This is a genomic window from Streptomyces sp. CA-251247, assembly GCF_050952975.1.
GTDB lineage: Bacteria > Actinomycetota > Actinomycetes > Streptomycetales > Streptomycetaceae > Streptomyces > Streptomyces achmelvichensis.
In genome coordinates this window covers 581,457-602,456 of sequence record NZ_CP191861.1, presented here as the reverse complement: position 1 = coordinate 602,456, position 21,000 = coordinate 581,457, and the positions used below count along the sequence as shown (strand labels likewise).

18 protein-coding genes and 1 pseudogene are annotated in these 21,000 nt (G+C 69.7%); 10 read left to right on the top strand and 9 right to left on the bottom strand.

The window, feature by feature from the left end; genetic code table 11:
* Positions 1 to 58 precede the first annotated feature (58 nt).
* The 3 genes from ACQPWZ_RS02565 to ACQPWZ_RS02555 all read right to left on the bottom strand — a co-directional run bounded on the left by ACQPWZ_RS02565 (position 59) and on the right by ACQPWZ_RS02555 (position 4,589).
* Positions 59 to 358 carry a DUF6355 family natural product biosynthesis protein gene (locus tag ACQPWZ_RS02565; RefSeq protein ID WP_433570480.1) on the bottom strand — a complete coding sequence of 100 codons (300 nt, stop codon included), beginning with the start codon at positions 356 to 358 and terminating at the stop codon, positions 59 to 61.
* 131 nt (positions 359 to 489) lie between these two features.
* Complete coding sequence (locus ACQPWZ_RS02560) at positions 490 to 2,952, bottom strand: SpoIIE family protein phosphatase (RefSeq protein ID WP_383241519.1); 2,463 nt, start codon at positions 2,950 to 2,952, stop codon at positions 490 to 492.
* Positions 2,953 to 3,167: 215 nt separating this feature from the next.
* Entirely contained in the window at positions 3,168 to 4,589 is a 1,422-nt protein-coding gene (locus ACQPWZ_RS02555) for an RICIN domain-containing protein (protein ID WP_433570479.1), read from the bottom strand.
* Positions 4,590 to 5,459: 870 nt separating this feature from the next.
* Here ACQPWZ_RS02555 and ACQPWZ_RS02550 point away from each other — a divergent pair.
* Both ACQPWZ_RS02550 and ACQPWZ_RS02545 read left to right on the top strand, forming a co-directional pair.
* Positions 5,460 to 7,855, top strand: a pseudogene (locus ACQPWZ_RS02550) (SpoIIE family protein phosphatase).
* 132 nt (positions 7,856 to 7,987) lie between these two features.
* Positions 7,988 to 8,668, top strand: a complete 681-nt coding sequence (locus ACQPWZ_RS02545) for a DUF4230 domain-containing protein (protein WP_405567589.1) — start codon at positions 7,988 to 7,990, stop codon at positions 8,666 to 8,668.
* Between the two features lie 93 nt (positions 8,669 to 8,761).
* Here the strand turns inward: ACQPWZ_RS02545 and ACQPWZ_RS02540 are convergent, their stop codons facing one another.
* The 3 genes from ACQPWZ_RS02540 to ACQPWZ_RS02530 form a co-directional block, all read right to left on the bottom strand.
* A complete protein-coding gene (locus tag ACQPWZ_RS02540) occupies positions 8,762 to 9,883 on the bottom strand; it encodes an abortive phage infection protein (RefSeq protein WP_433573758.1) in 1,122 nt (373 codons plus the stop codon).
* Positions 9,884 to 10,116: 233 nt separating this feature from the next.
* Positions 10,117 to 10,326 (bottom strand): hypothetical protein, encoded by a 210-nt coding sequence (locus ACQPWZ_RS02535; protein WP_340471469.1) that lies wholly within the window; start codon positions 10,324 to 10,326, stop codon positions 10,117 to 10,119.
* Positions 10,327 to 10,452: 126 nt separating this feature from the next.
* Positions 10,453 to 11,385: an SDR family oxidoreductase gene (locus ACQPWZ_RS02530; protein WP_340471468.1), complete on the bottom strand. Its 933-nt coding sequence runs from the start codon at positions 11,383 to 11,385 to the stop codon at positions 10,453 to 10,455.
* A gap of 118 nt (positions 11,386 to 11,503) precedes the next feature.
* On the opposite strand from ACQPWZ_RS02530, the gene ACQPWZ_RS02525 reads away from it, so the two are divergent.
* From ACQPWZ_RS02525 to ACQPWZ_RS02515, 3 genes are all read left to right on the top strand, one after another.
* Positions 11,504 to 12,184, top strand: a complete 681-nt coding sequence (locus ACQPWZ_RS02525; RefSeq protein WP_433570478.1) for a TetR family transcriptional regulator — start codon at positions 11,504 to 11,506, stop codon at positions 12,182 to 12,184.
* 72 nt (positions 12,185 to 12,256) lie between these two features.
* Positions 12,257 to 12,748 carry a metallophosphoesterase family protein gene (locus ACQPWZ_RS02520; RefSeq protein ID WP_433570477.1) on the top strand — a complete coding sequence of 164 codons (492 nt, stop codon included), beginning with the start codon at positions 12,257 to 12,259 and terminating at the stop codon, positions 12,746 to 12,748.
* A 139-nt stretch (positions 12,749 to 12,887) separates the two neighbouring features.
* On the top strand, positions 12,888 to 13,730 hold the full coding sequence (locus ACQPWZ_RS02515) for a hypothetical protein (RefSeq protein WP_433570476.1): 843 nt from the start codon (positions 12,888 to 12,890) through the stop codon (positions 13,728 to 13,730).
* 2 nt (positions 13,731 to 13,732) lie between these two features.
* Here the strand turns inward: ACQPWZ_RS02515 and ACQPWZ_RS02510 are convergent, their stop codons facing one another.
* On the bottom strand, positions 13,733 to 14,401 hold the full coding sequence (locus tag ACQPWZ_RS02510; protein ID WP_433570475.1) for a TetR/AcrR family transcriptional regulator: 669 nt from the start codon (positions 14,399 to 14,401) through the stop codon (positions 13,733 to 13,735).
* Positions 14,402 to 14,600: 199 nt separating this feature from the next.
* On the opposite strand from ACQPWZ_RS02510, the gene ACQPWZ_RS02505 reads away from it, so the two are divergent.
* Positions 14,601 to 15,245, top strand: coding sequence for an SRPBCC family protein (locus ACQPWZ_RS02505; protein WP_433570474.1), 645 nt, complete (start codon positions 14,601 to 14,603; stop codon positions 15,243 to 15,245).
* A 51-nt stretch (positions 15,246 to 15,296) separates the two neighbouring features.
* Here the strand turns inward: ACQPWZ_RS02505 and ACQPWZ_RS02500 are convergent, their stop codons facing one another.
* Together ACQPWZ_RS02500 and ACQPWZ_RS02495 are read right to left on the bottom strand one after the other, a co-directional pair.
* On the bottom strand, positions 15,297 to 15,746 hold the full coding sequence (locus tag ACQPWZ_RS02500) for a MarR family transcriptional regulator (protein WP_433570473.1): 450 nt from the start codon (positions 15,744 to 15,746) through the stop codon (positions 15,297 to 15,299).
* Complete coding sequence (locus tag ACQPWZ_RS02495) at positions 15,743 to 16,225, bottom strand: MarR family winged helix-turn-helix transcriptional regulator (protein ID WP_383241933.1); 483 nt, start codon at positions 16,223 to 16,225, stop codon at positions 15,743 to 15,745. Before ACQPWZ_RS02495 ends, ACQPWZ_RS02500 begins: the two co-directional genes overlap by 4 nt.
* Before the next feature lie 417 nt (positions 16,226 to 16,642).
* On the opposite strand from ACQPWZ_RS02495, the gene ACQPWZ_RS02490 reads away from it, so the two are divergent.
* From ACQPWZ_RS02490 to ACQPWZ_RS02475, 4 genes are all read left to right on the top strand, one after another.
* Positions 16,643 to 17,791 (top strand): S1 family peptidase, encoded by a 1,149-nt coding sequence (locus ACQPWZ_RS02490; protein WP_356703500.1) that lies wholly within the window; start codon positions 16,643 to 16,645, stop codon positions 17,789 to 17,791.
* A 188-nt stretch (positions 17,792 to 17,979) separates the two neighbouring features.
* Positions 17,980 to 18,750, top strand: a complete 771-nt coding sequence (locus tag ACQPWZ_RS02485) for an isocitrate lyase/PEP mutase family protein (protein WP_433570472.1) — start codon at positions 17,980 to 17,982, stop codon at positions 18,748 to 18,750.
* 313 nt (positions 18,751 to 19,063) lie between these two features.
* On the top strand, positions 19,064 to 20,158 hold the full coding sequence (locus ACQPWZ_RS02480) for a sugar ABC transporter substrate-binding protein (protein WP_340471457.1): 1,095 nt from the start codon (positions 19,064 to 19,066) through the stop codon (positions 20,156 to 20,158).
* Between the two features lie 233 nt (positions 20,159 to 20,391).
* Entirely contained in the window at positions 20,392 to 20,991 is a 600-nt protein-coding gene (locus tag ACQPWZ_RS02475) for a response regulator transcription factor (RefSeq protein ID WP_340471456.1), read from the top strand.
* Positions 20,992 to 21,000: the final 9 nt, after the last annotated feature.

Sequence of the window (21,000 nt, the reverse complement as noted above, 5' to 3'; positions counted from 1 at the left end):
ATGCGTCTCTGTTCCGAGGGCCCGCCGCTCGCGCCGCGGGCCCGGTGCCCGAAGGATGTCAGCAGGTGCGTCCGGTGTAGAACGCGCCGTCGATCTTGCCGGCGGATCCGAGCCAGGTGGTTCCGGGCGCCACACAGCGCTCGTAGTTGGGCCCGAAGACCTCCACCTCGACGATCACGCGGGAACCGTCGCTCGTGCAGTGCTGGTAGTAGGCGTCGCTGGACGTCTCATAGAAACCGCAGGGGTTCATGAGGGCCGTTCCCGCGGCAGGGGCCGCGGGGGCCGCCGACGCGGTGGTGGCTCCGAGGACGAGGGCAACGGCACCGATGACGACCGACAGGGAACGGCGCATGGCCATGGAAATCTCCTACTCGAAAAGGTGATGCCCGCAGCCGAAGGGCTCGGGTCCACAGAGAGGATCCATGATCACGAACGGTGTGCTGTTCGAACTCCCCCGAACGGCGGCAGGAGTTCACACCGTCGGGTGCCCTACGCCTTCGGCGGCGCGTTCATCTGCTCGCCCGGTGACAGCGCGACCTCCGCCCACACCTGCTTGCCGCCGGCGAACGGTACCGAACCCCACGCCGTGGACAGCGCCTCGACGATGAGCAGTCCGCGACCGCCCGTCGCGTCCAGGTCCAGCGTCGTCGGCCGGGCGGGGGAGCGGGGCGAGGAGTCGTTGACGGCGATCCTCAGCCGGTCCTGAGCGAGCGTCAGATCGAGCCGCACCTGTCCCTGGGTGTGCGCGATCGCGTTGGTGACCAGCTCCGAGACGATGAGGAGAGCAACGTCCATCTCGTCCACCGCCTCCCAGCCGCGCAGGGTCCGGGCGGTGAAGCGGCGGGCGTGCACGATCGCGTCGGGGAGCCTCCACACGGTCCAGCGCGCCCGCTTCGGCCGGACGAGCATGCCGTCGTACCGCAGGAGCAGCACGGCCACATCGTCGTCACGCCGGTCGACGTTTCCGAGGAGGTCGTCGGCCGTGCGACCCGTGTCGGACGGATCCGCGGCGCTGAGCAGTGAACGGAGGCGGTTCATACCGTCCTCGAGCGGCAGGTTCGCCGACTCGACCAGCCCGTCCGTGACCAGTGTCAGCACCGTGCCCGGCGTCAACCCCGCCTCGGTCATCGGGAACTGAGCATCCGTCATCACACCCAGTGGTGGGCCGCCCTGGACGTTCAGTTCGTCGGTGGAACCGTCCGGGTGCCGCAGCAGCGGCTGAAGATGGCCCGCCCGTACGAAGAGGGCGATGCCCTCCTCCATGTCCAGGTCCACATAGCAGCAGGTCGCGAAGAGATCGGTCTCCATGCCGATGAGCAGCCGGTTCGCGTGGCTGACCACGACGTCGGGCGGATGCCCTTCCACCGCGTACGCCCTGATGGCCGTGCGCATCTGTCCCATGATGGTGGCGGCCTCGGCACTGTGCCCCTGGACATCACCGATGACGAGCGCGACATGGCTGTCCGGGAGCGGAATGACGTCGTACCAGTCGCCGCCCACTTCGAGTCCGACCGTCGCGGGCAGGTAGCGGGCCACGGCCTTGCCGCCGGGCAGCACCGGAAGTTTGCGGGGCAGCAGACTGCGCTGCAGCGTTCTGGCCAGCTCGTGCCGGGCATCCAGCGCATGGGCGCGCATCAGGGCCTGGCCGACCAGACTGGCGGTCGCCGTCAGCAGGGACCGTTCCTCCGGGCCGAACCGGTGCTCCTGGTCCCAGCCCACCAGGCAGGCTCCGACCATCCTGCCGTCGGCCAGCAGCGGCAGCACGGCGAGACCGCCGGGTCCGATGTTCGCGAGCCCGGGTTCCAGATCGGCGCCGGGCAGCCACACGGAGACCGTGCCCTCGCGCAGCGCGCTCCGGAGGGTGGGCAAGGCGCTGCTCGCCGCGTCGGGCCACTCGGACCGCCACTCGGATCTCCACACCTCCGGCCAGGCGTCGGGATCGGGCGGGTCGAGGATGGTGACGACCAGGCGGTCGGCCTCCAGCTCCGCCACGGCGACCCGGCTGGCGTCGAGCGGTACCCGCAGGGCCGCGACCACGACCTCGCTGACATCGCGGACGGTCGTGGCGCCGGCGAGCTTGGCGGACAGCCGCTGCACACGGGACACCTCGTCGGCGTTGGGCCGCAGATAGGAGGCGTCGGCGACGACACCCAGCATGCGCTCCGGCTTGCCCTCGGGGGAGAGCAGCATTCGGCACCTCAGGCCGAGCCAGCGGAGTTCGCCATTGGGCCGGCGGATGCGGAAGGCCAGTTGGTGGTCCGTGGACGACGACCGACCCGGCTCCACGATCGACATGAGCGCGGGCACATCGTCCGGGACGGCGCAGGCGAGGAGTGTCTCCGCGCGCCCGTCGAAGTCCTCGGCAGCGACGCCGAGCAGGTCCAGGACCTGGTCGTCGGCCTTCATGTCGCCTGTCTTGAGCACCAGCGTGAAGGCGCCGCTGCGGGGTGGGAACAGCCCGGCACCCCGGCGCGGACGGACCTGCGGCTGCCGCTTCACGACCTGTGTGTCGAGCGCCTCGATCCCCGCCGCGACCTGATCGGCGTACAGCTCCAGCAGATGCCGGCAGTCCGTGTCGAAGCCCTCCGCGGAGGTACCCACGACGACGAGGCAGCCGAGCTTGCTGGTGTGCCCGCCCAGCGGCAGGGCGCCCAGCGACGTAGTGCTCGGCCAGGCCTTGACGCATTCCGCGAGGACGGTGTCCGGACCGGGCGTCGCGTCGCCCGCGCGTGCGTACTCCGTCAGCTGCGCCGGGCCGAGCCACCGGATGCGGTCGTCGCGGAAGGCGTCGGCGACCGGCGACCGGCCGGAGAGGAAGAAGGCCTCAGGCAGTGAGCAGATATTGTCGGGGCCTTCGACCACGTCGGCCAGGTCGAGCCGGTCGTCTTCCCCCGAGTAGAGATAAACAGCTGCGAACTCGGCCCCGCAGAAAGCAAAACCCTGCCTTGTCAAGGCTGCATCGCCTCCCAGGAAGCCGTGGCCGCGCCAAAGGTTCGTGGCGTAGAGATACCCGTTTGGCCGAGATCGAGCCCTCGCCGTGAGCGCCTCACTCTATGCCGCGATGTCCGTGCCGGAAGGGCCGAACGAGCAGCTCTGTGATGACCGGTCATCAGAATATGACCTCTGTGGTCGGAAACGGACAGTGAGGCCGGACAGGTGTGCGACGTTCAGGGGGTGAGAGCGTCGCTTCTCCATTGCTGTGTCGCGTCGGACGACGGCTGGGCCGCCGGTTTGAGAACCACCGCGGTGTACGCCGTCCGGTCGACGGGGACCACCGCGAGTCCCTGTTCTTCGCGGGGTACGAGCAGGCCGTCGGGCGAGAGATCGAAAGGTGAGGCCGGTTCGTCGCCGGTCTGCGTGCTGCACGGCGAGAGCTGGAGCCGGAAAGAGGTCCGGTGGAACGCCAGGCACAGGTCGTCCGTCCCGGCGTTGCGCAGCAGGCCGGCCGCGTCGAACTGCCAGCGCTGCGTGGGCTGCGTCGAGCAGGGCGCGGTGACGGCCGTGGCCCCGGATGTCGCGGGGGAACGCGCGTCGAGGCACAGACTGGTCGCGGCGTTGCGGAAGCGTGCCGACGGAGCGGCGGAGGGACCGGCCGCCGGGGCCGTCGAGGAGGGGGGCGCGGACGGAGCCGGGGAGGCCGAGGACGGTGAGTCGGCCGGGAAGAGGAAGAAGCCGGCCGCGAGAACCGCGATGACAACGTTTCCGGCGACCACGAGCGTGAGGACCGGACGCTGCCGGGCCTGCCGCAGGACGAGTCGCGGTTGCGAGGCGGGTGTCCGGTGCCTGCCGTGCTCCGGGAGCGGATCGCCGGCGGGGACGGCTCCACCGGTGCTGCCGGAGCCGGCCTGCCGGGCGGCCAGATAGGCGTCCGCGCCGAATTCCAGCACCGCCCCGGCGAGGAGGCGGCGCAGCCGGTCACCGGAGTGGTCGAGCTGATCCGCGGCCCGGCGGCAGAAGGCGCAGCTGTCCAGATGCTCCTGGAGGTCGGCCATCATCGGCACCCCGGGACGGCTCGTGTAGACGTCGAGGAGCCGGTTGTACCTGCGGCAGTAGTCACCGCCCAGATTGAGATGGGCCTGCTGGCACGCCGTGCGCAGGAGCACCCGGTCGCGCTGGAGTTCCACCCGGGCCGCGGCCGGGTTCGGGCTGCCGATGACGGCGGACGTGCCGATGTCCTCGGCCTCCACCTCCGCGTGCCACAGACGTGCCTGCGCTCGTTCCGGCAGCGCGTTGAACGCACGTCGCACGAGGTTGGTGTGCTCCGGACGGGACTGCGCCCCCGTCCTGTCGCCGTGCAGCTCTCGCAGACCCGGCTGGAGGGTGAATCTGCGTTCGTCGCCGCTCCATTCCCTGGCCGTCTGGAGGACGGCGGTCAGCAGCCGGATGCGCCACGGACTGGCGGGAGACGGGGCATCGGAGCCGGGGGTGCCGAGGGCACCGGGGGAGAGGTCGCCGATGGTGCGGAGGAATGCGCCGCCGGCGAGTTTCTTCGCGCTCTCGGGAGAAACAGTGCAGATGTACGCGTAGTCGAGAACTGCCCGCCAATGGTGGGCCAGCAGACTCGAGACGGATATCGCATTCGTCTGCACCTTTTCCGAGCCAAGGGAGTGATTCCCGTCCGGAATCGGAGATTCGCCCCCGGAGGAGGCGGATGGCCGCGGAAATTCTTTCACCCTTGCGCCCCCATTGGTCTGTACTATTGCCCGGTGCGGCGGAAAGCAGCGGACCGGCCTGGGTGGGGCCTTGGTCGGGGATGGGCTGCTCCGTCGTCCGAGCTGCACGTACTGCGTGGCTCGTGGGCACAGAGTGCACTACATCGCGCGCCTGGGCAATCCCGACCTTGACGTCGCGCCGGAATTGTGGTGTTCGCGGCTGCATCCCTTTTGTCGAGCTGACCCGGGAGTAGTGATTCGTGGTCCGATGTTTGGGTGTACCTGGCTTGTTGAGGACGAAACTATCGAGTTCTGTGAATTGCCTCACCGGTAAAGATCCGGCCACCATTGGCGATGATTGTCACATGCAGATAAGTGCCTCATCGAGATGCGTGGATGTTCCTGTCACTCGTGCGAGTGAACAATGAGGCGCAGGGATGCGATTGAGGGCTCATCCGAGCTATAGGGCCAGGTGCCCGGAGCGCGGTCGGTGTGCCCCTCGACACAAGCCCCCGGAGAGCGAGGGCTTCTGACGGGCTGTCATCGCTCGGCGGCTGATCCTGCCCAGGTCGGAGGACTGCGCCGCGCCGATGAGCACGCGGGGAATTTCCGCGCGACCCTGCTCCACCGCCCGATCCGCCGCTCGCGGGCCCGTACTCACAGCACAAGCCTCCCCACCTCGCGCCGCCGCCGGGGCAGTCGGTGAGCCGGACGGGCGAAACCGGTCCGGGCAACAGAACCATTGCGCTTGTGCCGGTCTCGGTCAGGGCGGATTCTGGAGGCAATGAATCGGGCTGGTGTGGCGCCATGAGCGATGGGAATGCGACGAAGAGTCCCGACTTCCGTGGTCCGCTCGACGTCACCCGAGCTGCCACGGCGGTTCTCGATGCCCAGGACACCGTCGTCGGATGGAGCCGCGCCGCCGAGGAGCTTCTGGGATACACCCAGGACGAGATCATCGGCCGGCCGCTGGACACCTTTCTGCCGCCCCGGCACCCCGCCGAGGTCCCTGCGACCGGGTCCGGACCCGGTCCCGGCACACCCAGCGGCACCGAGATCCGTATCGCCCGGCACCGCGACGGCCGCAGCCTGATGGTCGCCACCGCCGTCTGCACACTGCCCGGTGGCGGCCCGGCGGCCCGCGTGCTGGTCGCGACCGAGCTGGAGCGCCTCAGGCTCTGGGAGTCCCGCCTGGCGCTGCTCGAGGGTCTCGCCACCCAGTCGCCGGTGGGCCTCGGCATCTACGACACGGAGCTGCGCCTGACATGGTGCAACGCCGCCTACGAACGCGAGATCGGACTGCCGTTCGCCGAGTTCCGCGGCCTGCGGGCCGATGAGCTGTACTCGGAGGGCAGGTTCATCACCGAGGGCGATCCGCACACCCTCGACGAGGTCATGCACCACGTCCTCGACACCGGTGAACCCATCCTCGACCTCCACTTCCGTGGCCGGCCGCCCAGCGACCCCGGCCAGGAGCACCTCTGGTCCTGCTCGTACTACCGGCTCCAGGATGCGGACGGGCATGTCTTCGGCGTCTGTGAGGACGCCTTCGACATCTCCGACCGCTACGAGGCGCAGCAGCGGCTGGCGCTGCTCGTGGAGGCCGGGCGCAGCATCGGAACCGTGCTCGACGTCGTCCGCACCGCCGAGGAGGTCACCGAGGTGGCGGTGCCGGAATTCGCCGACACCGTCACCGTCGATCTCACGTCCGGCGTCCTGGAGGGCGAGGAGCTGGGTCCGGGCGGTCCGGCGGGCACCGCTCTCGTACGGGTCGCCGCCCGGCCCGAGCCGGCCTTCGGCCCCGACGGCCCGGCCCGGACGAAACCGCCGGCCCCGGTCGAGTATCCGACCGGTTCGCTCCAGGACCGCAGTCTCTCCTCCGGCGGACTGGTGCTCGAGGACAACACCCTGGTCGTGCCGCTGCGGGCCGGGGGAGCGTGCTCGGTCTGGTGACCTTTGCCCGCCAGTCGCCCTCGGCGGCCTTCGACCGCGGCGAAGTCGCCCTGGCGGACGAGCTCGCGGCCCGTACGGCCGTGTCCATCGACAACGCCCGGCGCTTCACCCGGGAACGCAGGGCTTCCCTCGCCCTCCAGCGGCAGCTGCTGCCACAGCATCTGCCGCGGCAGTCCGCCGTCGACCTGGCGTACCGCTACCTGCCCACCGACGACGTGACCGGAGTCGGCGGCGACTGGTTCGATGTGATCGCCCTGTCCGGCAGCCGGGTCGGACTGGTGGTCGGTGACGTGGTCGGGCACGGCCTCCAGGCGGCGGCCACCATGGGGCGCCTGCGGACGACGGTGCGTGCGCTCGCCCAACTGGACCTGACACCGGACGAGTTGCTCACCCGGGTCGACGATCTGGTGGGTCAGTCGGCCGACGAGCCGTCCGCGAACGCCGGCGCGCAGGACCCTCCGCACGACGACGCCACGGGAGCGACCTGCCTCTACGCGGTCTACGACCCGGTCACCCGGTGCTGCACCATGGCCCGGGCGGGACATCTGCCGCCCGCGATCGTGGAGCCCGACGGCCGTGTGTCGTTTCCCGCGCTGCCGGCCGGACCGCCGCTGGGTCTCGGCGGCCTGCCGTTCGAGTCCATCGACATCGAACTCCCGGTGGGCAGCCTGCTGGCGCTGTTCACGGACGGTCTGATCGAGTCACGCGACCGCGACATCGACCAGGGTCTGGACGCTCTGGGGAGGGTGCTCGGCGAACGACGGGGGAGTCTCGAAGAGCTCTGCGACCGCACCCTGGCCGAGCTCCTGCCGGGCGGTACGACGGCCGACGACACCGCGCTGCTGCTCGTCCGCACCCGTGAACTCGACCCCGGGAAGGTCGTCGACTGGGAACTCCCGGCGGAGGCGGTCGCGGTGGGCCACGCCCGGGGGCTCGCCGCCGAACAGCTCCACGAATGGGGCCTGGACGACCTGGTGTTCTCGACCGAGCTCGTCGTCAGCGAATTGGTCACCAATGCAATCAGACATGCCGAGGGGCCGCTGCACCTGCGGCTCATCCTCGATCGCTCGCTGTTGTGCGAGGTCGCCGACACGGGCCACACCTCGCCCCATCTGCGGCACAGCGCCGAGGACGACGAAGGCGGGCGCGGACTGTTCATCGTCGCCCAGCTCGTCCACCGGTGGGGCACGCGTTACACCCCGTCCGGCAAGACGATCTGGACGGAGCAGCCCTTCCCGTCCGAGGGCTGACACCGCGTCGTACGGCGTGTGGCGGGTGGCACGAGAGGACCGTGAGCAGGGTGGGCACCGGCCGGCGGGAGCGGTGCCGCAAAGTGCCCGCGGTGCGCGACTGCCTCCGCCCTTCGGGGGAACCCGGAGCCCGTGAAGACACTTACTCGAGCTCCTGAGAAGCAGCACCCCACGGGGCGCTCGCCGGTGCCGTGGTGGGTGAAGGTACCCGTCGCCCTGCTGGTCGTCCTGGTCCTGTTCGTGCTCGCCGGACGCTTCAGCCTGGTGCCCGGCCTCGATGACGTCTTCGGTGAGGAGACCAAGGACCGTTCGGGTCCTGCCGTACTCAAATCCATTCAGGACATGAACCGTTACGAGGGCGCCGCCGGCAACTTCCAGATCGTCGTCGACCTGGAGAAGGACGCCAAGTTCCTGCCGGACGCCATCCGGGGCACCCGCACCCTGTACGTCGGCGCGGGCACGGTGAGCGCGTACGTCGATCTGAACCGGCTCGGCGACAAGAGCGTGACCGTCAACGAGGACCGCACCGAGGCCACGCTGCGGCTGCCGCATGCCCGGCTCGGTACCCCGGCCCTGAACGCGGACCGTTCGTACGCGGTCTCCAAGCAGCGCGGACTCCTCGACAGGCTCGGAGATCTCTTCTCCGACAATCCTGCCGACGAGCGGGCCGTGCACCGGCTCGCCGCCCAGCGCATCGGCGAGGCAGCCAAGGAAAGCGAGCTGAACGTACGCGCCGAGAAGAACACCACGGCCATGCTTCAGGGTCTGCTGCGTTCCCTCGGCTTCCGCCAGGTGACCGTGACCTACGCCTGACGCACCACCCGATCCTGCCGCTGCCCGGCGCGCCAAGGCGCCGGGCAGCGGAGCGTTCAACACTCCCTGGGCGGGGGAGTGTCGAACCTTCTGTCACCGCATCCGGCAGTACTGCCGGGCGAGCGCGTGGAACGACTCCTTCGGCTCCCAGTGCCAGCCGGATGCCGGGTCGTCGGGCCTGTCCCTGATCGCCTTGACGATGCTGTACGAGGCCATGTCGAGGTCGTAGCGCGGCTCCGGCCGGTGCGGGGCGTCGGGGGTCACGAAGGTGTACGCCATCGCCGCGTACAGGCTCATCGACTCGAAGACGTCCAGGACATCGGTGAGATACGCGGCCTGGGTCCGCTCGCTGCGGACGAGGTCACCGCGGATCTCGGGCGGGTCCTTGCTGTAGTCGACGGCGTTCCAGCCCATGCCGCCCTGCTCCGGAGCGCCCAGGAAGGTGCAGCTGCCGAACTCCAGCATCGCCAGAGGTTTACCCCATCGCAGGTACTGGGTGATCTCCCGGACGTGGTCGGCGCGGCGGGGGTGGGAGGAGTAGTAGTCGATGCCGACGATGTCGAAGAGGTTCCAGTCGACCTGCTCGTCCTGAGCCGCCGCGTACGTCAGCCGGCCGCGGAAGACGGACCTGCCGACGGCGGCCGCGCGTGCGGTGAAGGCATGCAGCCGCCGTGCCATGAGCTCGGGGTCGACGTTTCCGCTCAGCAGGTTCTCGATCCGTTCCACGGCATTGTCGCCGGGCACGATTCCCGGGACGAACAGCACGAACTCGCAGCCCACACTGAGGTGGATCCGCGCGCCCTGCCGACGCAGACGCTCGGCGTACCTGCCCGCCTCCGCCACATGCTCCAGGATGTCGGCCTCGGGCCGGTCTCCCAGGGTCGGTTGGAGCCAGACGTGCAGCCCGCGTTCGACGGCCTCGGTGGCGGTCGAGGTGAGCCGGTCGATGCCGTCGCCCCCGATCAGCACCGAGCCGGCGTGCAGGTCGTTCTTGATCGCCCGCATGTCGTGCCGCATCCGCGCGGTACTCCAGGTGGTTCCCGGGGTCTCGCCTTCACCGACCTCGTAGCAGACGCCCCGGTGGGTCAGGCCGCGTCTTCTGTTGTGTTCGGTGCCGGCCTCCGGCGCCGCCGCGGCTGTTCCCGCCGTCGGGAGCAGTCCGGCCGCCGCGATCCCCGCGGCCCCCGCCCCGGCCAGAAACCGAGCCCGGCTCATCCCCTTGTCACGCACCGTGTCTCCCCGCCTCTTCGTCCACCGGTCACGACGCCAACGGTCGGGTGACGTCGTCGTTTCCGAGTCTGATCGGGGTGACGGCGTCCGGCGTCCGGCGAAGGTCTCTGCGGCGGCGCCGGAGGGATGAACTGCGGTGTGCACACAGCGACTTCGGTCGCGGGGAAGCAGGCCCTACGGCGTGATCCGAGGGCCGGGAGGAAGGAGGGCTTGTGGCGCTAGGTGGACCGGCCGGGCGAGACGATCTCGTCCAGCACCTTCCGGACGGTCTCGAAGGCCGATCCGAACACCTCCGCGCGACGCGCCCCGTCCGGATCATCGGCCTGCATCTCGCCGGTCCGTGCCTTCCACGACTCCTCTTCACGGCCCGCCCAGTCACGCGCCCGCTGGATTCGCCGCAACAGCTCGTCTGAGTCCACAACGTCCATAGGCCACGCCTACCCACTCGCGGCGTCCGTGTGCGGTGGGATGTCACATCGGTGCTCGGCCCCCGGCGTCCGGCGGCACTGCCGACGACTGCCGGGCGTTGCGTGCGAGGCGGCCGGCGCCCGGTGTCAGGCGACGGTGGACGGCACGGACACGCTGGTCAGGCGCTCGGCCTCGGCCCACAGGCGGGCGTTGGCCGCGGGGTCCAGGGCCCGCCGGGTCACCCGTGCCGTGCCGGTCGGGCCGACGAGCCCGAACCGGGCGCTGGGACCGTAGTAGCCGTTCGCCACGGCTTCCGGACTGGTCGCCGCGTACAGCAGCGGTTCGGCGCCCTGCTCGACACCTTGCTTGGGCAGGAAGTCGATGGCACTCACCAGTGCGTGCAGCCGGGAGGGCTTGCCGCGGCCGAGGCTCGCGCCCGCGGTCTGGAGGTTGGTCGTGGTGTACCCGGGGTGGGCGGCGGTGCTCAGCAGGTTCCAGCCGCGCTCGGCGGCGACCGCGGTCAGCTGCTGGGCCATGATCAGGTCGGCCAGCTTGGACTGGGCGTAGGCGAGATTGGGGCTGTAGCGGCGGTTCTCCCACTGGAGATCGCCGAAGTGGATCCGGCCGTAGTTGGCCGTGCCGCTGCTCATGGTGGCCACGCGCGGAGCCGGGGCGGCGAGCAGCAGCGGAAGGAGCCGGAGGGTCAGGGCGAAGGGGCCGAGGAAGTTGCTCCCCAGCTGCAGTTCGAAGCCGTCGGCGGTGGTCATACGGGTGGGCGGCGCCATGACGCCCGCGTTGTTGACCAGCAGGTCGAGGGGTGTGCCGTCGGCGATGAGCCCGTCGGCGAACTCCTTCACCGAGTCCAGGTCGGCCAGGTCGATGCGGCGTACTTCGAGCTGGGCGTGCGGGTGCCGGGCCATGATCTCGTCGCGGGCCTGCTCGCCCTTGGAGAGGGTGCGGACGGCGAGGACGACACGGGCTCCGGCGTCGGCGAGACGGCGTGCGGTCTCCTTGCCCGTTCCGCTGTTGGCGCCGGTGACGACGGCGAACTTCCCGGTCTGGTCGGGGACGGCATACATGGGGGCTCCTGGGGTGGGCAGATGTGCCGACGGTTAGCAGACCGCCGGTCTGTTGCATTTCGAAGTTAGCAGACCGCTGGTCCGATAACAAGAGACCGGGGGTCTGTAGCATGTGGTCATGGCAACGACATTCCAGCGCGCACGCAACGAGGAGCAGCGCGCCCAGCGCCGCAAGGCGATCCTGGACACGGCGGCCGCCATGCTCACCGAGATGCCGGTGGCGCAGGTGAGCCTGAACGAACTGAGCCGACGCGTCGGTCTGGCGAAGTCGAACGTGCTGCGCTACTTCGAGTCCCGGGAGGCCGTTCTCCTCGAACTGCTGGACGCCGCGTGCCAGGAGTTGGTGGAGCACCTGCGCACCACACTGCCGGAGGCTCTCGACGCTGCCGCACCCGTCACCGGACGCGCCGACCGGGTCGCCGCCGTCATCGCGTCCGCGCTGGCCGAGCGCCCGGTGCTGTGCGACCTGATCGGTGCTCAGGCCGCGGTGCTGGAGCGCAATGTCTCCCCGCAGGTCGCCGCGGAGTACAAGCGCTCGGCCATCGCCGGCGCGATGGCCATGGCCGAACTGGTGCGCACCCACCTGCCCGAACTCGGCGAACACGACGCCCTGCGCTTCACCGGCGGCATGATCATGGTGACCGGTGCCGTCTGGACGCACGCCCATCCGTCGGCCGCCATGCTGGCGGCCTACGAGGCGGACCCTGCCCTCGCGGCCATGCGCCTCGACTTCCCGTCCACGCTGCGCCAGACGCTCGAAGTGCTGCTGTCGGGACTGCTGGCACGAGCCGCCGGCTGACCCGGAACCCCGCGCACCGGCCTCCGCGCGTCAGGCGGACCGGCGCCGCTGGAAGGCGGGCAGGGTAGAGGGATGAGACTGCTGCTGACCGCCGACACCCACGTCCCGAGGCGCGCCCGGCATCTCCCCGCCGAGTTGCTGGAGCGGATCGACGAGGCGGATGTGGTGCTCCACGCGGGTGACTGGGTCGACAGCGCGACACTCGACCTGCTGGAGGCCCGCTCGTCACGGCTCCTCGCGGTGTACGGCAACAATGACGGCCCCGCACTGCGGGCGCGTCTGCCGGAAGTGGCGCGGGCCGAGCTCGGCGGGCTGCGCTTCGGCGTGATCCACGAGACCGGCCAGGCCAAGGGGCGGGAGCAGCGGTGTGCGGAGCGGTTTCCCGACCTCGACGTGCTGGTGTTCGGGCACAGTCACATCCCCTGGGACACGACCGCTCCGGGCGGACTTCGGCTGCTGAACCCCGGCTCGCCGACCGACCGGCGGCGTCAGCCGTACCGCACCTTCATGACCGTGGACGTGGCCGAGGGGCGGCTGTCCGGTATTCGCCTGCACCGTCTCTGACCTGCGCAACCGGATCGGGGGTGCGGGCAGGCCGCGTGCGGGCCCCGGCGCGGGGCGCGCTCCGGGGGATGGGTAGTTTGGAGCTCAACCAAACTCCGCGGGATGCCCGGAGTCCGGTGTCGACCACACTCCCCGGGAGATGCCCGTGTCCGTCCGTCCGCGACTGCTCTTCGTCACCGACCTCGCCTATCCGGCACGGGGCCGCCGCTATTGCGACGAGGACATCTTCCTGACCTCCCGGCTGCGCGAGGACTTCGACCTCGCCCTGTGTCACCCGCGGGAGGCGCTCGCGCTGATGGACGGCTTCGACGCGGTCGTGGTCCGCAACAGCGGCCCTGTGCTGCACTACCAGGACGCCTACGACGCCTTTCGCGACCGGGCCACGGCGTGGGGAATCCCCGTCTACAACCCGCTCTCCGGCAGGGGGGACATGGCCGGCAAGCAATATCTGCTGGATCTGACCGCCGACGGCCACCCCGTCATACCCACCGTCGACCGGCTCGCGGACCTCGACGTCCTGCCGGCGGCGCAGCAGTACGCGGTCAAGCCCAAGGCCGGCGCGGACTCGATCGGCCTGGAGTTCGTCACCCGCGAGCGCTTGTCGCATCTCACCTACGGTGATGTGCTCGTCCAGCCGCGGATCGACTTCCGCTACGAGGTGTCCTTCTACTTCGTCGACGATGCCTTCCAGTACGCCTTGTACGCCCCCGATCCCGAGCGGCGGTGGGTGCTCGAACCGTACGAGCCGACCGGAGCGGATCTCGACTTCGCCCGGCGATTCATCGACTGGAACACCATCGCGTCGGGCATCCAGCGGGTCGACGCATGCCGCGCCCCCGACGGCGAACTGCTGCTCGTCGAGCTGGAGGACCTCAACCCGTATCTGTCGCTGGACCTGGTGGCCGACGAGACCCGTCAGCACTTCGTCGCGGCGATGAAGGCGTCGATCCACCGCTTCCTCGACATGGCCGGGCGGCTCTGAGCTCAGGAGCTCTGAGCTCCGGGCCTCGGTGCGAGCAGGTCGTCCACTTCGGTGGCGAAGAGCAGGGCGGGGTCGAAGTCCATCCCGGCGAACTGGCCCGCGAGTTCCAGTGACAGGACGCCGTGCAGACGGGTCCAGAACGTCAGGAACCGATGGAGGGTCTCCGGCGGGGCGGGGTGCCCGGCGGCCCAGCCCCGGTGGTCCGCCAGATGGCCGGCGAACGGTGTCGGTGTGCCGCCCGGAGCGAGCGCCGCACACGCGTCGACCAGAGTCGTCATGATCTCGGTGGAGATCGCGGTGATGTCCTCGGGTGCGTGGTAGCCGGGGATGGGGGTGCCGTAGATGAGGAAGTACCGCTGCGGGTCCGCCATCGCCCAGCCGCGCAGGGTGTGTGCCAGCCCGGCCAGGTCGGCGCCGGTGTCGGAAGCCGAGCGGAGGGTGTCGGCGAGGCTTCGGTACGCCTCCCGGACGAGCTCGGTGATCAGGTCGTCGCGGCCGGCGAAATAGCGGTAGAGCGCCGGTCCGCTCATGCCCATCTGCTTGGCGATCGCGTTGAGGGAGAGCGCGGACGCTCCCGCCGTGGCGATCTGCTCCCAGGCGCGTTCCGTGATCTCCGCGCGCACCTGGGCCCGATAGCGCTCCCGCGGTGTGTTCGCGCCCGTTGTCGCCATGGCCTGTCACCGTCCCGACCTATCGGTCTACAGCCTCAAAATTTCGTTAGAGGTTATCACGCAACCCATTGACCGGCCGCTCCGTAGGGAGTTATAACTTCTAACGAACACATGAGCTTCTAGCGGAGCGCGGCTGCGGAGGCAGTTGCGTCACACGCTCAACCGGCAGTGCTCACCCCTTCCGACAGAGGAGAACTCCATGTCCGGCCTCCGTAGCACCAGCAGTCGCGCCGCCCTCTACGCCGTCCCGCTCGTCCTCGGCCTCCTCGGCGCAGCGGCAGCGCCCGCCGGGGCCGCCGCCTCCCATGCCCCCCACTCGGACAGGCCCGTCACCTGCCGCGGAAAGGGCGTCGACCCCGACGCCCTCGTCCGTCACCGGACCGAGGTCGTGATCAACGCCCCGTTGCGCACGATCTGGAGCCTTCAGACCGACGTGGAGCGCTGGCCGTCCTGGCAGACCCCCGTCGAGTCCGTGGACCGCCTCGACCACGGCCCGTTCCGCAAGGGTTCGGCATTCCGGTGGACGACCCCGATCCCTCCCAACCCCGCAACTCCCGCCACCAGCCTGGACATCACCTCGACCGTCCGGCAGATCAAGCACCACTCGTGCATCCGGTGGACAGGGCCCGCGGTCGGTGAAGGCCTGCGCATCGACGGCGTTCATGTGTGGACCTTCACCAAGGTCAAGGGCGGCGTTCGCGTGAGCACCGACGAGACCCACACCGGCGCCCAGGTCGAAGCGGACGTCCCCACGGCGACGAAGCTTCTCGGCGCGGGCCTCGAAGCCTGGCTGCGCGAACTGAAGTCCGCCGCCGAAGCCGACGCCCACAACCGGCCGCACTGACCCGCGAGTCGGGCCCGCGCCGGCATCGCGGCTGGGCGCGGGTGCTCCGGCTCAGGCGCCTGCCAACGCGGCGTTCGCGCGCTCCGTGACCAGAGACAGCACTCGTCCCGCGATCGCGAGGTCCTCTGCCGGAATGCCGCCGTACAGCCGGGCGGCGATCTCGGCGCTCTCGGCGGAGGTGGTGTCGAACAACTCCCGTCCGGCGTCCGTGAGTCGCACCTGGGATGCTTCGGCCGGGTCCTCTTCCAGCAGCTTCGCGGCCGTCATCTCCTCGATCACGCCGTGCGTGACCGACTCGTCGGTCTTCAGCGAGCCGGTGACGTCGGCGACGAGCCGGTCACGGCCGGCGGACTCGCCCGCGGCCACGAGGGCGCGGAGCGTGACGCTTTGGTGGAACGTGACGCCGTGGCGCGCCAGTGCGCCCTCCAGGAGGGCGCGCCCGGCGTAGTGCGCCAGGGCTATGACCCGGGCGTTGGCCGCGGGTGCCGTGGTGGTGGTCATGACTGCTCCTTCTCGTTCTCCGTGTGCGGATCAAGAGGTGCGTCGAGCAGGATGGCCAGCTCACGGGTGAACTGCCGTGTACGCGCGCTGTTCTGGCCCCCGAGCGGCTCCAGCAACTGGTCGAGCAGACCCTGGACCACCGTGATCGCGCGGCGCGTGACGTCGAGCCCCTGCTCGGTGAGCGACAGTTGCATGGCGCGCGGGTCGTTCGGGTCCCGGGTGCGGGCGACGAGCCCGGAAGCCTCCAGTGCGCGGGCGAGCTTGGACACGTACAGCGGTTCGAGCCCGGTGTGGTCGGCGAGTCCGCGCTGACTGGGCGTCAGTCCGGACCGCCGCATGCCGTACAGCGACGCCATCAGCGCGTACTGCGCGTGGGTCAGGCCCAGCGGCGCGACCGCCCGGTCGACGGCCACCCGCCACTTCATCGACAGGCGCCAGACGAGAAACCCCGCCGTGGCGTTCTCCGTTGCTGAACTCACGAGCAATACCGTACATGGCTACTATTTTCTGGCGGGCAGGAACCTGCGGGGGACGGTCCGGGGTGTCGCAGACGAAGAACCGCCTCCCCGGGCGGTGGGGAGGCGGTTCGATCGGGGGGTGGCGCGGGTCGGCGGGCCCTGCGGTGGACGGCCGCGAGGACACCTTCACTATGACGCAGCGGAGCCGTTCAGGTCTAGACCAACCGTTCGGTCAACTCGGCTGTTCACGGGTGGAGTTCCGGGCGTAATCGCCGGAACTCCTCGGTGACCGTTGCGCCGCGGCGCGCAAATCTGCCGTGCGCCTGTCATGGACCTGGTGATGTGCCTCGGCTACGCTCCGCCGGGGAGCGATTGAGAGCGCTCCCAAAGCTGTGCTGTTCCACCCCCACCTCGTTGGAACAACCGAAGGGCAACGCCTTGAGACGCACAACAGTTCTGCGCACCGGCATGTCCGCACTTCTCGTCCTGGGCGCCTGGGCCGGCGCCGGACTCGCCCCGGCATCCGCCGCAGCACCCGCCCCCACCGCCGAACCGCAGGCGTCCGCCGGCCTGCTGGATGCCATGGAGAGGGACCTCGGCCTGACGAAGGACCAGGCCCGGTCCCGCCTCGCGGCGGAGCGGGCCGCCACCGCCATCGAGAGCACGGCGCGCCGCGCGGCGGGCCCCGCCTTCGGCGGTGCCTGGTTCGACGCCGGCACCGGCAAGCTCGGTGTCGCCATCACCGACCGCGCCAAGGCCGGCGCCGTCCGGGCCACCGGCGCGTCGGTTCGGCTCGTGACGTACGACGCCGCCCGGCTCGATGCCGTGAAGAAGAAGATCGACGGCTTCAAAGCCCCTGCCGGCGTGAGCAGTTGGCATGTGGATCCGCGTATCAACCGCGTCGTGGTGAACGTCGTTGCCGATCAGCAGACCGACAACGATGTCAAGGCCTTCCTCGCCCGTGCACGCCAGGCAGGCCCCGTCCAGGTCCAGAAGACGGCCGAGGCGCCCAAGACCTTTGCCGCAGGCACCGTTGGCGGCGACCCGTACTACACCGGAAACGTCCGCTGCTCCATCGGCTTCTCCGTCCACGGCGGCTTCGTGACCGCCGGGCACTGCGGTGGTGGGGGTGCGGCGGTCCGGGGCTGGGACGGCTCGCACATCGGAAACTTCCAGGGATCGTCCTTCCCCGGTGACGACTACGCCTGGGTCAGTGTCGGCAGCGGCTGGTGGACCGTTCCCGTGGTCCTCGGCTGGGGCACGGTGCCGGACCAGTTGGTCCGCGGCTCCGCCGAGGCTCCCATAGGGGCTTCGATCTGCCGGTCCGGTTCCACCACGCACTGGCACTGCGGTGCGGTCCTCGCGAAGAACGAGACCGTGAACTACAGCCAGGGCGCCGTCCATCAGATGACGAAGACGAGCGTGTGCGCCGAACCCGGCGACTCGGGCGGCTCCTTCATCAGCGGCGACCAGGCGCAGGGCGTCACCTCCGGCGGCTGGGGCAACTGCAGCGGCGGAGGCCAGACCTGGCACCAGCCGATCAACGAGATCCTCGGCCGGTACGGGCTGCGGCTCCACACGGCCTGACGCGCCGACCAGGCGGCCGGTGCGGCACTTCCTCCCGGTGCCGTGCCGGCCGCCGCCTTCGAGGGCGCGCGTACCTCCTTGCCCCGTGTTCCGACCCTGGTCCCGCGTGCACCGACCGGCCGGGTCGGGCCGGGCGCGGTTCGGCCCTCGCGTCCCGGTCGCCGCTCCGGAGCGGAAAGATGGGACTCATGGCCTTCCATGAGCTCCATCGCCGCGAACTGCCGCTGGTCCTGCCCAATGCCTGGGACGTGCCCTCGGCGCTGGCCTTCCTCGACGCAGGCTTCGAAGCCATCGGTACGACCAGCCTCGGCGTGGCCGCCGGCATGGGCCGCCCCGACGGCGGGCGTGCGACCAGGGAGGCGAACATCCTCCTCGCCCGCGCGCTGTCGCGGTTGCCGTGCTTCATCAGTGTGGACATCGAAGACGGCTACGCGGACGAACCGGACGCCGTCGCCGACTACACGGCCGAGCTGGATGCGGCGGGCATCAACATCGAGGACAGTTCCGCCGAGCGGCTCATCGGGCCGGAGGTCCACGCCGCGAAGGTCGAGGCCGTCAAGCTCCGCCGCCCGGACCTCTTCGTCAACGCCCGCGTCGACACCTACTGGCTTCGGCAGGAGGCGACCGTCGACGCCACCCTCGACCGCGCCGCGCTCTATGTGGAAGCCGGCGCGGACGGGATCTTCGTACCCGGTGTGTCGGAGCCGGCCGTGCTCCGCGAGCTGGCCCGCAGCATCCCGGTGCCGCTGAACGTGCTCGCGGTCCCGGGCCTGTCGCCCGCCGACCTGGCGGCCCTGGGCGTCCGCCGGGTGAGTACGGGCTCGCTGCCCTACCGTGCCGCCATCCATGCCGCAGCCGAGGCGGCGCGTGCCGTACGCGAGGGCCGCGCGCTGCCCGAGGCGACGCCCTACCCGCAGGTGCAGGCCGGACTCGAGGGATTCCAGCGGCAGGCCCGCTGACGGATCCTCTCGCCGTAAGTCCCCGGGCCGGGCCGCCGGTCGTTCTGTGCGGGATTCCGGTTCTCCGGCGCGCAGTCGGATTTCCCGTGCTCGGACGGTGGTTCGGCGCATCATTTCCGTGCCCGATGCTTCCGCTATGTCAGTAAGTGTCCAGGGCCTTCGTGGAGAGATGTCTGCGTTCACTTAACTAACGGACAAAACCTGTTGCCATCTCGTTAATATTGCACTTCTTGACGCATTTGTCGGAGCGGAGTTGACTTCCAGCCACCTCGGTCGCAAGGAAGCGGCCTGTCAGGGAGGTTGATTTCCACAGATGAACGCACATTTGCGTCGCACCGCCATAGCCATCACTGTTTCCGCGATGGCCGTGTCCCTCGCTGCCTGTGGCAGCGAAGAGGGCACGGGCGTGAGAACCAGCGACGACATCACCGTCGGCCTGCTCCTTCCGGAGAACGAGGCGGCGCGCTACGAGAAGTTCGACAAGCCCGTCATCGAGAAGAAGGTCAGCCAGCTGACCAATGACAAGGGCAAGGTCGTCTACGCCAACGCCAAACAGGACGCGGCTCTCCAGGCGCAACAGGTCGACACCATGATCGAGAGCAAGGTCGACGTCATGATCATCGACGCCGTCGACTCCAAGGGCATCGCGAGCGCGGTGCAGAAGGCGAAAGACGCCGACATTCCGGTCGTCGCCTTCGACCGCCTCGCCGAGGGGCCGATCGACGCCTACACCTCCTTCGACAACGAAGAGGTCGGCCATGTCCAGGGGAAGGCGCTCCTCGAAGCGCTGGGGGACAAGGCCAAGTCTTCGAAGATCGTGATGATGAACGGCGCGGTCACCGACCCGAACGCCGCCATGTTCAAGAAGGGCGCGCACTCCGAGCTCGACGGCAAGGTGGAGATCGGCAGGGAGTACGACACCAAGGAGTGGAAGCCGGAGAACGCCAACGCGAACATGCAGGAGGCGATCGTGAGCCTGACCGGTGACAACATCGCCGGTGTCTACTCCGCCAACGACGGCATGGCGGGCGGCATCATCGCCGCCCTGAAGAAGGCCGGCGTCTCCCCGCTCCCGCCGGTCACCGGCCAGGACGCGGAACTCGCTGCCGTACAGCGCATCGTCGCCGGCGAGCAGTTCATGAGTGTCTACAAGCCCAACGCGCCGGAGGCGAGTGCCGCCGCGGAGATGGCCATCCTGCTGGCCAGGGGTATCGGACTCGGTGCCATGGCCCAGGCGGACATCGACAGCCCGACCACCAAGGGCATTCCGTCGGTACTGGTGCCGGTGGTCTCGCTGACCAAGGAGAACATCAAGGACACCGTCGTCAAGGACGGTGTCTACACGGTCGAGGAGATCTGCACCGCGAAGTACAAGGCCGACTGTGAGGAGATCGGCCTGACGTCGTAGCGAGGGTCCCTCCGGGCACCGTCTCGACGCGTCTTCGGGCACCGCTTCATCGCGCCGCGCATCGGCGACCCCGCACCACCTGCGGGGTTGCCGATGCGCTCCCTTGTGCACCGGTCGTGCTCCCGGCGTGCCCCCGCGCGCCCGTTCTTTCGGCTCCGATGTGGGCACTCGGGTGAGGGTGGGGCGGCGGCCGGCTGATCGGCCGCGGTAGTCGGTGAGTTGAAGGGGTGGACATGATCCGGGTCATCGTCGCGTACGACGCGCAGCTGATGAGATCTGCTCTCGTGGAACTGCTGCGTTCCGATGGCGCGCTTGACGTCTCGGCTGCATCCTGCCTTCCGGGGAGGCAGGAACGGGGGGCGTTGTCGCCCGATGTGTGTGTTGCCGACGCGGACTCCCTGGAGGCGTCGGTGCGGGGGAGCCGCGCAGCACTCTCCGACGCCCGTTCGGAGGCCGCGTTACTGGTGCTGGCCACACCGGAGAAGCCCGGAGTACTGCGCAAGGCGTTCAACGCCGGCGCGCTGGGCTATGTCGACAAGGATTGTTCGCCCTGTCGATTACTCGAGGCCATTCACACCGTTGCCAAAGGCGAGCGATTCATCGACGAATCGCTCGCTTTCGGGTTTCTCCAGGCCGCGGAGATGCCTCTGACTCCCCGTGAACTCAGTGTGCTGTCGCTCGCTGCCGAAGGTGCGACGATCGCCGAGGTCGCCGGTGACCTGCATCTGTCGCAGGGCACGATCCGCAACTACATGGCCAGCGTCATCCGCAAGATAGGGGCCCGCAACCGCGTCGACGCGATCCGGATCGCCCAGGGCGCCGGCTGGACGTAGAGACACCCG

Bases quoted from the DNA above. Each gene is read 5' to 3' on its own strand.
- ACQPWZ_RS02530 (WP_340471468.1), bottom strand. From the start codon at position 11,385: ATGTATGCCGTCCCCGACCAGACCGGGAAGTTCGCCGTCGTCACCGGC.
- ACQPWZ_RS02505 (WP_433570474.1), top strand. From the start codon at position 14,601: ATGTCCGGCCTCCGTAGCACCAGCAGTCGCGCCGCCCTCTACGCCGTC.
- ACQPWZ_RS02515 (WP_433570476.1), top strand. From the start codon at position 12,888: ATGCCCGTGTCCGTCCGTCCGCGACTGCTCTTCGTCACCGACCTCGCC.
- ACQPWZ_RS02510 (WP_433570475.1), bottom strand. From the start codon at position 14,401: ATGGCGACAACGGGCGCGAACACACCGCGGGAGCGCTATCGGGCCCAG.
- ACQPWZ_RS02535 (WP_340471469.1), bottom strand. From the start codon at position 10,326: ATGGACGTTGTGGACTCAGACGAGCTGTTGCGGCGAATCCAGCGGGCG.
- ACQPWZ_RS02525 (WP_433570478.1), top strand. From the start codon at position 11,504: ATGGCAACGACATTCCAGCGCGCACGCAACGAGGAGCAGCGCGCCCAG.
- ACQPWZ_RS02540 (WP_433573758.1), bottom strand. From the start codon at position 9,883: ATGAGCCGGGCTCGGTTTCTGGCCGGGGCGGGGGCCGCGGGGATCGCG.
- ACQPWZ_RS02475 (WP_340471456.1), top strand. From the start codon at position 20,392: ATGATCCGGGTCATCGTCGCGTACGACGCGCAGCTGATGAGATCTGCT.
- ACQPWZ_RS02480 (WP_340471457.1), top strand. From the start codon at position 19,064: ATGAACGCACATTTGCGTCGCACCGCCATAGCCATCACTGTTTCCGCG.
- ACQPWZ_RS02565 (WP_433570480.1), bottom strand. From the start codon at position 358: ATGGCCATGCGCCGTTCCCTGTCGGTCGTCATCGGTGCCGTTGCCCTC.
- ACQPWZ_RS02500 (WP_433570473.1), bottom strand. From the start codon at position 15,746: ATGACCACCACCACGGCACCCGCGGCCAACGCCCGGGTCATAGCCCTG.
- ACQPWZ_RS02485 (WP_433570472.1), top strand. From the start codon at position 17,980: ATGGCCTTCCATGAGCTCCATCGCCGCGAACTGCCGCTGGTCCTGCCC.
- ACQPWZ_RS02520 (WP_433570477.1), top strand. From the start codon at position 12,257: ATGAGACTGCTGCTGACCGCCGACACCCACGTCCCGAGGCGCGCCCGG.